The 11,517-nt window shown below is 66.2% G+C and carries 12 protein-coding genes; 5 read left to right on the forward strand and 7 right to left on the reverse strand.

Features of this window, described 5'->3' with window-relative positions; genetic code table 11:
* Positions 1 to 47 precede the first annotated feature (47 nt).
* Positions 48 to 1,265, reverse strand: a complete 1,218-nt coding sequence (locus A5789_RS01075) for a triacylglycerol lipase (RefSeq protein ID WP_064923363.1) — start codon at positions 1,263 to 1,265, stop codon at positions 48 to 50.
* Positions 1,266 to 2,123: 858 nt separating this feature from the next.
* Between A5789_RS01075 and A5789_RS01080 the strand changes: the two genes are divergently transcribed.
* Positions 2,124 to 3,398 (forward strand): CdaR family transcriptional regulator, encoded by a 1,275-nt coding sequence (locus tag A5789_RS01080; RefSeq protein WP_227463078.1) that lies wholly within the window; start codon positions 2,124 to 2,126, stop codon positions 3,396 to 3,398.
* Positions 3,399 to 3,597: 199 nt separating this feature from the next.
* Here A5789_RS01080 and A5789_RS01085 read toward each other — a convergent pair whose 3' ends face one another.
* From A5789_RS01085 to A5789_RS01095, 3 genes are all read right to left on the reverse strand, one after another.
* The gene (locus A5789_RS01085) at positions 3,598 to 4,020 is read right to left on the reverse strand and encodes a VOC family protein (protein ID WP_064906570.1); all 423 of its coding nucleotides are present in this window, start codon (positions 4,018 to 4,020) and stop codon (positions 3,598 to 3,600) included.
* A 52-nt stretch (positions 4,021 to 4,072) separates the two neighbouring features.
* Complete coding sequence (locus A5789_RS01090; RefSeq protein WP_064906569.1) at positions 4,073 to 4,819, reverse strand: helix-turn-helix domain-containing protein; 747 nt, start codon at positions 4,817 to 4,819, stop codon at positions 4,073 to 4,075.
* Between the two features lie 92 nt (positions 4,820 to 4,911).
* Complete coding sequence (locus A5789_RS01095; RefSeq protein ID WP_174554954.1) at positions 4,912 to 5,535, reverse strand: TetR/AcrR family transcriptional regulator; 624 nt, start codon at positions 5,533 to 5,535, stop codon at positions 4,912 to 4,914.
* A 195-nt stretch (positions 5,536 to 5,730) separates the two neighbouring features.
* On the opposite strand from A5789_RS01095, the gene A5789_RS01100 reads away from it, so the two are divergent.
* Entirely contained in the window at positions 5,731 to 6,465 is a 735-nt protein-coding gene (locus A5789_RS01100) for a nuclear transport factor 2 family protein (protein WP_063011978.1), read from the forward strand.
* 47 nt (positions 6,466 to 6,512) lie between these two features.
* Positions 6,513 to 7,505: an MCE family protein gene (locus tag A5789_RS01105; protein ID WP_321190265.1), complete on the forward strand. Its 993-nt coding sequence runs from the start codon at positions 6,513 to 6,515 to the stop codon at positions 7,503 to 7,505.
* 53 nt (positions 7,506 to 7,558) lie between these two features.
* Here the strand turns inward: A5789_RS01105 and A5789_RS01110 are convergent, their stop codons facing one another.
* Complete coding sequence (locus tag A5789_RS01110) at positions 7,559 to 8,026, reverse strand: MarR family winged helix-turn-helix transcriptional regulator (protein ID WP_064906567.1); 468 nt, start codon at positions 8,024 to 8,026, stop codon at positions 7,559 to 7,561.
* A gap of 43 nt (positions 8,027 to 8,069) precedes the next feature.
* Between A5789_RS01110 and A5789_RS01115 the strand changes: the two genes are divergently transcribed.
* The gene (locus tag A5789_RS01115) at positions 8,070 to 8,981 is read left to right on the forward strand and encodes an alpha/beta hydrolase (RefSeq protein ID WP_064906564.1); all 912 of its coding nucleotides are present in this window, start codon (positions 8,070 to 8,072) and stop codon (positions 8,979 to 8,981) included.
* Between the two features lie 48 nt (positions 8,982 to 9,029).
* Here A5789_RS01115 and A5789_RS01120 read toward each other — a convergent pair whose 3' ends face one another.
* Positions 9,030 to 9,449, reverse strand: coding sequence for a DUF1003 domain-containing protein (locus A5789_RS01120; RefSeq protein WP_063011972.1), 420 nt, complete (start codon positions 9,447 to 9,449; stop codon positions 9,030 to 9,032).
* A gap of 476 nt (positions 9,450 to 9,925) precedes the next feature.
* Here A5789_RS01120 and A5789_RS01125 point away from each other — a divergent pair, with 476 nt between their 5' ends.
* Entirely contained in the window at positions 9,926 to 10,411 is a 486-nt protein-coding gene (locus A5789_RS01125) for a hypothetical protein (RefSeq protein WP_155525856.1), read from the forward strand.
* A gap of 251 nt (positions 10,412 to 10,662) precedes the next feature.
* Here A5789_RS01125 and A5789_RS01130 read toward each other — a convergent pair whose 3' ends face one another.
* The gene (locus A5789_RS01130) at positions 10,663 to 11,451 is read right to left on the reverse strand and encodes an MFS transporter (protein WP_064906561.1); all 789 of its coding nucleotides are present in this window, start codon (positions 11,449 to 11,451) and stop codon (positions 10,663 to 10,665) included.
* Between the last annotated feature and the right edge of the window lie 66 nt (positions 11,452 to 11,517).

Consider the following 11,517-nt stretch of genomic DNA (forward strand, 5'->3'; position numbering starts at 1 on the left):
GATCCACCCGGTGGGCACGGCCGCCGCGCTGGGACGGCTGCGGTGGGTCACAGTTTGCCGCCGCCACCCACCAGCCACGGGTTGAAGCTGCAGGTCAGCGCCGGAGTCTGGGCCGGGTCGAGGGCATGCAGGATGATCGACAACACCCGCGGCGAGTACATCATCGTCAGGTGATCCGACACGTCCTGCTCACATCCGTCCTGCAGGGTGATGTTGTCGACCGTCGCACTCGGGCCGGGCTTCAGGAACGTCAGATCGTAGGGGTTGGTGATCTCGTCGTAGCGGCTGCCGACCACCGTGTAGTCCACCCCCGGCACGGTGTCGCCGCCGGCGTTGAGCTGGTTGACGAAATCCGAGCCGATCGTCTGCTGAATGCCGGCGTGACCGACGAAGATCTCCACCAGACCCAGCACGTCGATGCCGAGGTTGTTGATCATCCGGCCCAGCGCGCCGATACCGTCCAGTGAGGTGCCGTGGTTGGTGGCGCCGAAGGTCATCATGTGATGCACCTTCGCCGCACCACCGTCGAACTTCAGATACCACCGCGACATCGCACCGCCCTGGGAGTGGCCGACCAGATTCACCTTCTGCGACCCGGTCGCGGCCAGCACGCGATCCACGAACTGCGCCAACTGCTTCGACGAATCCTGGATGTAGCCGGTGCCGTTGGTCCCCGGCAGCACCGACCCCAGACCGCCACCCTGGATCAGGTTCGACTTGCCGTAGTTGAACGTGAACACGCAGTAGCCGGCGTCGTGGATCGGCTGGCTGATGTAGGAGAAGTTGTCGTAGGCGTTCTCCCACGTCCCGTGCACCAGCACCACCGGCTCCGGATGCGCCGCAGTCGGTTTGCAGTTCCAGTCGTTGGTCCCCGGCGGCGCGACATCCGGATTCAGCAGCCCGTAGCCGAAGGCGGCCAGGAACGAACTCTGCGCCGGGCCGTAACCGACTGTGTCGCTGGATGTTCCACCCGACGAGCCCGAACTCGAACCGGAACCGCCGTAGCAGTCACCGGAACCGTTGCCCGAGCCCGCGCCACTGCCCGAGGTGCACGCCGAACCGGTGCCCGAGCTGCCGCTGTCGGCGATCGCGTGGGCGGACGGATTCTTCAACCCGTGCGTGATCATCTCCGCGAGCTGCTGCTCCTGCTGTTGATCACCGACCGGGTCGGCGCCGGCGCCGACGCCGGTCAGCCCCACGGTGAGCGCGGCGGCCGCCGCGACAATGGCCGCACTCGTACAACTGCGGCGAATACTTTTCTTCATGGTGTTCCTGACATCGTCGAATTCGCTGCCCGGAAAGTCGCCGATCGACGTTTCCGGAATTCGCGAGCAAACGCTACGGAGACAATCGAGCGCGCGGCGACGGTTGTGGTGATGTCTTCATGGGTTCACGAAACCATTCAGGGACCGCCATGAATCCACACAGTCGATTCGTTCGGGGCCGGGGATATGGCGCGAGGGATATGCGAGGGCTTGCGGGAATTCGATGCTCACGGGTCGGACGTGCATTCTTTCCGGCGCGGTCACAGCTGCGACTCGACACCGGAAGTGAGATTCGATCGTGCTTCGGACGGCTCGGATCACTCACCGCGTCTCTGCACTCCGTGCCGGCACCGACCACCCTGCCCGCCGCCGAGGCCACCGATCTCGCAGCGGTCGCGGGATCGGCCACCCCCGAACGCATTTCGCGCGGGGTGGCGATCGATGCCGGTGGCCTGGTACCGATTCCGGCGCGACGCGGCCGGCCACGTGATTCGGAGCGGGCACGAGGCCTGCACCGACCACGGCCCGCCGGGACAACTGGGCACCCGGGACAACTGGACGCCGGGAGGCCGGACGCCGGGACGCCAGGGAGGCCGGGGGTGCCAGCAAGGCCGGGGAGGCCCGGACGCGAGCTTCGTGCCAAAAGTGAGCAGTGGGACAGTTATGCGCGTTCCGCACTCTCGAATTCGCCCGCAGTACGAGCATTTTCGCACTTCAGAGCGCTGTCATATACCAGCAGCACGGTCCGCGAATCCGAGTAGAAGGTGAGCGAGGACTCGCATTAATCTTCGATTCCTGGACCGGCGGCAACATGTCGGCGGCCGGACACCACCCGCAGTCGTGACGAGGAGGTCACCCGTGACGATCCGATCAGCGCCGGAAACTTCGATCGCGCACGCCTCGAGCACCGGGCTCATCACCGCCGATGACACCGAACGCCTGGCCGATCTCCTGCTGTCGCATCTGCGCACGAAGATTCATCCCTTCACCGCACTGCCTCGCCCACTGCTCGACGGGGACGTGAAGGCCGTGATCCGCGTGTGCATGCGGTGGGCGAGCGAACGCGGCAGCGCGCCCGCAACGGCCGACCCGGCGACGTTCTTGCAGGTCGCGGCCGCTCGATGGGCTCGCGCCGACCTGCCGGTCGAGAAGGTGCTGCACGCGATGCACGTCGCGTTCGCGGAAGCCCTCGAGGTTGTCGTCCCGCGCTCGGGCGAGCCGAGCGGCGCCCGCGTCATCGCGTGGACCACGGCCGCGGTGGAGTTGTCCGACCTGTGCACCGGGGCCATCAGCAGGGCGTACGTGCGCGAACTGAAAGCCGCCTCCGGCGACCACCACACCGCCGTGCACACGCTCACCTCGGCGCTGCTCGCCGGGCACGCGAGCTCGAAAGTGGCGCGGGAATGCGGCATTCCGATCGCCGACGAGTACTACGTGCTCGCCGTCCGGGTGGCCCCGCATCCGGACGAGAACCGCCCGGGTCTCGATCGGCACGTGGTCGCCGGCCGCAAGCTGCGCCGCATCCAATCGGCGCTGACCCGCCAATTCCAGGACCGCGCTCTGGCGATGCTGTCGGTGGACGGCGGGACCGTCCTGCTGCCCTCCGGCGTCTGCACCGAACCCGAACTCGCCCGCGCCGTCGAGGTGGTGGCCGACTATGCCGCCGCGCCGGTCACCGCGGTCGTGACCCGATGCGCCACCGAGGCCATCCCCGCCGCCGCGCGGCGAACTCATGAACTTCTCGACACCACCGAATCCCTCGGAATCGGCTCCGGACTACACAAATTCGACGACCTGGCGCTGCAATATCAATTGACCCGCCCCGGAATCGGCCGCCGAATATTGGAAAATCGCATCGCCCCGCTCGACGATCACCCCGAACTTCTGCGAACGCTGCACGTGTTCTTCCAGACCGATATGAATCGGCGGCGTACCGCACGGCAATTGAATATCCATCCGAACACCATCGATTACCGGCTCCGGCGAATCGGTCAATTGACGGGTTTCGACCCTTCCCGCAGCCAAGGTCTGTGGTATCTGCGTTCGGCACTCATCGCCCGCGCCGCCGGTACCCCGTTGACAGCCGCATCGGAGTTCCCGGCTCAGGCGGAACAGCCACGCCGCTCCGCCTGAGCCGGCACGCGCCGGGTGATCAGGCGCCGTGGTCGATGCGCAGCGTCATCAGTTCGGGCCAGATCTGCGACCAGGGACGAATCGGGCCCCAGCACAACGACATCCGGATGCCGTAGTTCACCCAGCTCACGCGCATCACCACACGGTTGCACAAGTTAGCGGTGCGCGATCTCCGGACCGGGCCTGACCGCCGCCGACGTCACCCCTGGGCGGTCGCACTGCCGTCGCCCATGGCGGCGGGATCGTAGGCCAGCAGTTCCCAGCAGTGACCGTCCGGGTCGTCGATCGCCCGGTTGTACAGCCAGCCCATGTCCTGGGCCTCCCGCGGTTCGGTGGCACCCGCGGCCAGCGCCGCGTCGGCGAGGCGGTCCACTTCTTCACGCGACCCGACGGCCAGCGCGTTGATCACCTCGATCGGACCGTCCGCGATGTCTCGCTTGGTGAAGGTCGCGAATGTCTCGCGCGTCATCAGCTGCACCACGACCGCGTCGGCGAAGACCACCTGGGCGGAGGTGTCTCCGGTGAAGTCCGGGTTGATCGTTCCTCCCATCGCCGTGTACATCTTCTTGCTCGTCTCCAGGTCGGTGACCGGCAGGTTGACGTAGATCTGCGTGAATGCCATGACGTGCCTCCAAAAGTGTTCGGGTGCCGGGCTTCCGGCGTCACCGCACAATTTAGGGGCGCACCTCGACCTCGGTCTTGTACAGGAGCGACAGCATCTCCTCGTCGTCGGCGCGCCGCAGCTGGGACGCCGTGCGGCCGGTGAACCGCGTCAGCGAACGCGCCAGGTGTGGCTGGTCGTGATACCCCGCCCGCTGTGCGACTTCGACCGCCGGCACCCCTTGCCGCAGCAGCAGCACGGCCTGCCTCGCCCGCTCGATCTGCCGGATCGCACCCTGCGTCAGCCCGGTCGCCGCGGCCACCCGCCGCTGCACCGATCGCGGAGTGACCAAAGTGGTGCCATCACCGCGCAACACATCGGTGACCAGCGGATCACGCACCAGCAGTCCGGCGCGAACCAGGCGGTCGAAAAAAACGTCGGCATTGTCGTAGGACGGGATCTCCCATTCCTCGCCCTGCAGCACGAACGAGCGGGCCGTGGTGTGCGGACTCGACACCGCGGTGTCGACCAGCCCCGGCACCGGCATCGGCGCGAGAAACGCGCCGTGCCGGAAGATGATTCCGAGCGTTTCCCCGGTACCCGGCCCCAGTTCCACCACCGTGGGGCCGGTCTCGGGTCCGCGGACCGAAACGTGCGTCTGCCCACCGTCGCGCCACACGACCAGCTCCCAGTTCGAATTCGCGACGGACCGCATCCGCGCCGGTACCGCCCCGGCGACCGGCCCGGCCCGATAGACCAGCTCGACATAGGCGGAATCGGACGGGCGCAGCTCGATACCATCGGCCGGTTCGAAGCTCACGGCCAAGAAGCTAACACGGGGCAGGCGCGCCCGAAGCCGGTAATCACGGCCGGCATGCGCAGCCGATCCCGAAGGACAAGGCGTGCGGTCGGTCAGCTTCCGAGGCCGACGCCGAGCAACGCGGTCACGATGCCGACACTGACATCGACGAGCCGGTCTCTGTCGATCGTCAGGTGCGCGTCGATCCATTCCAGGTACACAGCCGTCAGCGCGCCGGCCAACGCGGTGCCGATGGTGGCGAGGGCGGCGTCGCTACTGGCGAACAGTGCCTCGGCGCCACTGCCGAGAAGCGGCGCCACCGCCCGCACCGCCTCGGGTGTGCGCTCGGTGATGTGCCGACGCAGCATGTCGTCGGCCAGCGGCTCCCGCAGCAATACCCGCGCCCGGCGTGGATCCTCCTCGAAGAAATCGGCGCACGCTTCCAGCGCCGCCCGGATCGCCGCCTGCGGATCGGTACCGGGCGTGATTGCCGAAAGTCTTTGCCGCAGTTCGCCTTCGACGCGATCGTAGACGGCGGCGACGAGCGATTCGCGACTGTCGAAACTCTCGTAGAAGTAGCGAGGGCTCAAATTCGCCTGCCGAGTGACCGCGCGCATGGTGACCGCGCCGGCGCCTGCTGTGCCGAGCAGGTCGAAAGCGCAGTCGAGCAATTGCTCGCGACGTTCGCCCGAACGGTCCTGCAGCGTCTGGCCGCGCCAGAGTTTGGGAGCACTCACCGAACCATCCTCGCATCCGCCGCGGACACGTATTGACATCATGTGATTCTACATGAATCATATGATTCACCTTGACCGGCTCGGGATCGCAACGCCGTGAGCGATTCGTCGTTCATCGCGGTACCGAGATTCCTGGTGGTACCCGCCCCCGCTCACAGGAAGCGGCGGTGCATTTGTCGTGGTGAAAGGGTGTTCATGTTCAACGAGGAACAGTTTCAGCAGGCTCTGCGGCAGCCGCGGTTGTCGAAGCCGGTTCCGGAATTCCTCAATTCCAATCGGGCAGTACCGATCCGGGCGATTCCCGAAGCCGAGCTACAAGCCACCACCCTGCAGTGGTTCGAGGACTTCGAGCGCAAACTCGAGCTCTACAAAGGCTTCGGCGTCGACGTCAGCTGGCTGATGGAGTGGGCGAAGAAGTACTGGTGGAGCTTCCTGGTGCGGGATATGAGCATCAACGACGAGCTCTACGCGCCCGACATCCGCTACACCGACGTCACAACCTTCGGACGCACCATCGTCGGCATCGACGAATTCGTCGAATACAACTTCGCCTTCTTCGACGCCATCCCCGACTGGCGCTACGACCCGCTCCCCGATCAGGTCTATCTGGATGTGACACCGGAAGGAACCGTGCGCACCGTCATCCGGTACATCGGTAGCGGACACTGGACCGGGCCGCTGCGGCTGTACCCCTACGACGAGTCGGCGCCGGTCATCTACGGCAACGGGCGTTTCATCCAGTGCCCAGCGGTCGACCGCTACCACTTCAACACCGACGGACTCATGGTGGAAGGCGAGACCCTCTACGACTTCCTCGACGCCACCCAGCGCGGCGGCATTCTGCCCCGAGACGACAGCTGGCAGTTCCGGGCACTGATGGCCGCGTCGAAGATCCCCGCCGTGCTGTCCCGATTCGGGAACAAGGCGTAATGGGCGGCCGGGGCGGGGGCCTGTCCAGGCCGTTGACGGGTTTCGGCGTGTTCGCCGTCGTCGCGGTCCTGGTGACCACGACGATCTGGAATACGCTCGCCCGCACCGTCTCCGGCCCCACCAACACCTATTCGGCGACCTTCGGTGACGTCCTCGGACTACAGGCCGGCGACGACGTCCGCGTCGCCGGTGTGCGAGTCGGCAAGGTCGTCACGATCGCGCTCGACCGAAACAACCACGCCACAGTCACATTCATCCTCCAGCGCGGGCAGACCGTCTTCGGCGAGACCAGGGCATTGGTGCGCTACCAGAATCTGCTCGGCCAACGGTATGTGGCGCTCGAACCCGGCACCAAGGGCAACTCCGCCCCGCTTCCCGACAACGGTTCGATACCGCTCGAGCAGACCGAGCCGTCCTTCGATATCTCCGGTCTGCTCAACGGTTTCCAGCCACTGTTCGACACCCTGAACACACAGCAGGTCAACGACCTCTCCAACACCTTGATCCAGGCCTTGCAGGGCGACGGCGTATCGCTGAGCAGCTTCATCACCCAGGCAGTCGCCCTCGCCGGCGATTGGCAGCGACGCGACGTCATCCTCGCCGACGTGATCACCCAACTGTCCACGGTCATGCAACGACTGGCCGCACGCGGCGGTGAGTTCGAAACACTGGTCACCCAGACCCGCGCGCTGATCGGCGGCCTCTACGACCAAGGCCAGGCCCTGCAAACCAGCACCACCCGGATCGCGAAGACCACCTCCGCCATGGCCGGCATGTTCACCCAGGTCGAGCCGAAGATCACTGCCGCACAAAATGCGACCACCAACGCCCTCGCCGTCCTGCTGGCCAACGGCGCCGGACTCGACCGCACCGCGGTGGACGCACAGAACATCTTCGCCGACATAGGAAAATTCAGCAGCGACGGCACCTACGGCAACGGCTTCATCTGCAGCCTCGACATCTCCCTCTACGGCGTGCTGCTCCCCCGCGGCCTCATCTCCCAGATCGGCGGAAATTCCCACTCCGCCACCTGCCGCTGACGCACGCTGCGGGGGTGCCGCGGGCGCGGCATTGCCGTCGAGGGTGATGTCGATCAACCGGTGGGCGTGCCGATCTGGTTGCGCTCCAACGTAACCCGTAGTTCCGCGATGGCGCGGACGGCGTCGGGGGAACCGTCGACAATGTCGCCGATCAGCTCGGCGAGGCCGGCCGCGACCGTCTGCTCCGCCGCGTCGAACAGCCGCGCGCCGTCGGCGGTCAGTGCCAGCAGCGAGGACCGGCGATCGGACGGATTCGGTTGCCGCACAACCCATCCCCGTGCCTCCAGACGGTCGACGCCCTTGCTGGTGGCACCGACTCCGATGGCGAATTCGGCGGCGAGGTCGGCCACGCGCGATCCCGGGCGATCACGCAGGAAGCGCAGGAACTCGAACTGTGAGGTGACGATCCCGTGCCGCTCGCGCAGACGGTCGTTGAGGGCGTTGTACAGACGCGTCTCGCACCGCACCAAGTCGGCGAAGAAGCGTGTGAGGTCGACGTCACCGCTCGGTTTATATTCCACGGCATATAGTGTATCGGAATCTACTTCCGGGAGGAGCACAACCATGAGTGAGCAACAGCGGGCCCTCGTCGACGCGATGCTGCGGCAGCCGCGGCCCGCGGGCCCCCGGTCCGTCGAGGCGCTGCGCACCGGCTTCGCGACGCTGATGGCCCGGATGATCGTCCCGGCCGACATCCACACCGCGCCGACGACGCTCGGCAACCGACCCGCACTGCGGGTCGAGCCGGACGACGAGCCCGGCGCCGCGACGATCCTGTACTTCCACGGCGGCGGCTTCGTCTTCGGCTCCCCGGAGACCGCGCTGTCGCTGACCGGACATCTCGTGGCCAAGACCGGCTTCGCGTCCTACTCCCTGGACTATCGGCTCGCACCCGAGCACCCGTTCCCGGCCGCGATCGAGGACACCCTCGCCGCCTACCGTGCCCTGCTCGACACCGGAATAGATCCTTCGACCATCGCTTTCGCCGGGGACTCGGCAGGCGGCGGCCTCACTGTCACCACCTGTCTGGCCGCCCGCGACGCGGGCCTGCCGCTGCCCGCCGCCATCGTCGCGTTCTCCCCCGGCCTCGACGCCACCCGCACCGGCGACAGCATGCGCACCAAGGAAGACGTCGACCCGATCTTCACCCGGCAGGCCGTCGAACACACCGGAGCTATGTACCTCGCCGGCGCCGACCCGCATCAACCCCTGCTCAGCCCCGCGGTCCTCGCCGACCTCACCGGCTTTCCCCCGATGCTGATCCAGGTCGGCACCAACGAGATCCTGCTCGACGACTCGACCCGCCTCGCCGCGCGGGCGCGGGCGGCGGGAGTGGACGTCATCCTGGACGTCACCGCCGACGTGCCGCACGTGTTCCAGGCCTTCGCGGGCATGCTCGACGAGGCGGACGAGGCGCTAGACCGCGCGGCCCTGTTCCTCACCCAGCACACTCACACCAGAGCACCGGCACACTGATCAGCGAACGATCAGGTCAGCGCAGCCTCACGCAAGACGGCTGCGGTATCAAGGCTTCTCGGCGCCGCCGGATACCTTCTCGTCGATGATGATCCTGCGATGCAACTCGGTGGTCATCTCGTGAATCGCACGGGTGAGTTCGGTATTGGTCTTGAGTTCCAGCTCTTCCTCGGCGAAGTCGTGGTCGGCTTTCAGCTGCTGGAACTCCGCCGCGCGATTCTGCCCGATCATGACGAACGTCGACAAGAAGATCGCCTCCAGCGACACCACGAGCGTCAGTGTCGGCCACGGGCTGTCCTCACAGAGAAGCATCCAACCGGCGAACCCCGCCGCGTGGAGATAGACGAACGGCATCGACCCGGCGAACCGCGTGATCCAGTCGGCCACCCGCAGCTGCCAGTTGTCTCTCCGCTTGGCCCGGAAGTCGACCACAACGGGATGCTGGTCGCCACGCGGTGGCTGTGACATGGAGAGCTCCTCTGCGAAATCAGGCGATGGCGGCCGCCTCCGAATGCTATCGGCGCCCGGCGAGTGCTGTGACTCAGCCAAAAGCTCCGGCCCGGCCGCCGACGGCCCAGATCGCCGATTCCGTCGGCATGGGCCCGAACTCGAAATGCTCACCGAAGCCACCGGCAAGCACGTCGCTGAACTCCTCAGCGACGTCCGGGGGGCCATCGAAAAAAGCTGATCACTCTCGTGCGCGTCTGGTTCTTCGAGGGCCGGCTCCTACGTAATTTGAGCTCATGGAAGACGAGACCCCTACACCGAGGATTCCTCCAGAATCCGCCGGTCCGGCCGAACCTTCGGTCCCAGCGTCCTCGTTCGACTTGGCAGCACTTCAGCGCGATCTACGGATCGCGACACGAAGCGGACGATATGCACTGGTCACCGCGGTCGCTGCCGCTGTGATCTCGGCTGGGATATCAGCGTGGGCATCCACCAGTGTGAGCAACTCCGAGATGAGCCGACAGGAGAACTTCACCGCAGCTCAGGCGGTGCGGAAGGATCGTCGTGAGGTGTACACGCAGTACGTCACTTCCTTCATGGACCTCGACGGCCAGCTGACGACAATCAGTGCCGCATTGAACGCCCATCCACCGGACCGTGCCGCTATCGCAGCGGAAATGAACAAACTTCCGCAGTTCATGCAATCGCATCTGCGCGCGGAAGCCGCAGTGCGGATCGTGGGCAGCGAGATGGGTCCCCTCCTCGCCCGGCGCGACCGCGCGCTGACAGCCATGCAGGCCGAACCCGGCTCCTCCTTGGCGGTAGTCCGAAGCTACCTCGATGATCATCCGGGTGCACTCACAGACGACGACGAGTGGCGCCGAGTCGCGACCGTAGGGATCACGGCGATCCAGAAGCTCCTGAACGACACCAGCATCGACGAGATCGCTGAACGGGCGCGGGCAGACCTGGGATCTGGATGATTCGATGCCGACGGCGCAGTGAACACATCGGCCCGATTCGTCAGCTACCGCGATAACGGCGGCGCACTACCGTGGCCTGGGTCGTGGATCAGCGAATCCGAACACCCTGCTGGTCGGGTGGCTGCCTGGTGTGTTGAAGGGCGACATGTCAGTTCGTGCCGAAGGGGTAGGTGGCACCGGAGTTGGTACGTCCGGTTTTCGGTCGTGTGGCAGGGATTCTGTGGTGGCGAATCGCCGTGAAGCGTTGCCGCTCAGGCGTTGTCGTGGTTTGTGGCCGTTCGATGGGGTCGTCCGGGCGCCCAGACGGTGAGAGCGATCGCGGTGATGAGGGTGAGGGCGGCGAGGGTGAGGGCGGTGAGGTGGAGGCCGTGGAGGAATGCGGTGCGGGAAACTTCGAGTAGTGGTTGTGCTCGGGGTCCTACTCGGTCGGCGAGTTGTGTTGTGGCGGCGAGGGAGTGGGCCAGCGGGGTGCGTGCGGGTTCGGGGACGTGTTCGAGGGTGGGGGTGATGGTGGACCGGTACCCGGCGGCGAGGACGGTGCCTGCGATGGCGATGCCGATGGCGGCGCCGATCTCGCGGGCGGCGTCGTTGACGGCGGCGGCGACGCCGTGGTGGTCGGTGTCGGTTTCGGTGATGATGGCTGCGGTGGCCGGTGCGGCGGCCAGGCCGAGACCGAAGCTGATGACCAGCAGTGGAACGAGAACTCCCGGATAGCCGGAGGCGGGTGTTTGTCGGCTCATCAGCAGTAGTCCGGCGGTGAGAGCGATGAATCCTGCCGTGGTGGGCAGACGCAGTCCGTAGCGGGCGGCGAGTCGCGGGGAGAATATCGACAGGGCGACCACGCCGGCGCCCATGGGCAGGACTGCGAGTGCGGAGCCCAGTGGGCTGTAGCCGAGCATCAACTGCAGGTATTGCACGTTGATCAGGAACAGCCCGAAGGTGACCAGGAATTGGATCGTGATCGAGACCGCACCGGCGGAGAATCCGCGCCGGGCCAGCAGCCGCAGTTGCAGCAGCGGTGAGCGCACCGGGGGTGTCATGGCAACCGTGTAAGTCCGGGCGATCTGTGATCAGATGCCCTCGGACGGGCGGTTGAAGGAGAGATT

This window comes from Nocardia sp. 852002-51101_SCH5132738 (assembly GCF_001665695.1).
GTDB classification, from domain to species: domain Bacteria; phylum Actinomycetota; class Actinomycetes; order Mycobacteriales; family Mycobacteriaceae; genus Nocardia; species Nocardia nova.

Excerpts from the sequence above, each read along its gene's own strand:
- A5789_RS01075 (WP_064923363.1), bottom strand. The coding sequence starts at position 1,265 with ATGAAGAAAAGTATTCGCCGCAGTTGTACGAGTGCGGCCATTGTCGCG.
- A5789_RS01085 (WP_064906570.1), bottom strand. The coding sequence starts at position 4,020 with ATGGCATTCACGCAGATCTACGTCAACCTGCCGGTCACCGACCTGGAG.
- A5789_RS01100 (WP_063011978.1), top strand. The coding sequence starts at position 5,731 with ATGTTCAACGAGGAACAGTTTCAGCAGGCTCTGCGGCAGCCGCGGTTG.
- A5789_RS01115 (WP_064906564.1), top strand. The coding sequence starts at position 8,070 with ATGAGTGAGCAACAGCGGGCCCTCGTCGACGCGATGCTGCGGCAGCCG.
- A5789_RS01120 (WP_063011972.1), bottom strand. The coding sequence starts at position 9,449 with ATGTCACAGCCACCGCGTGGCGACCAGCATCCCGTTGTGGTCGACTTC.
- A5789_RS01130 (WP_064906561.1), bottom strand. The coding sequence starts at position 11,451 with ATGACACCCCCGGTGCGCTCACCGCTGCTGCAACTGCGGCTGCTGGCC.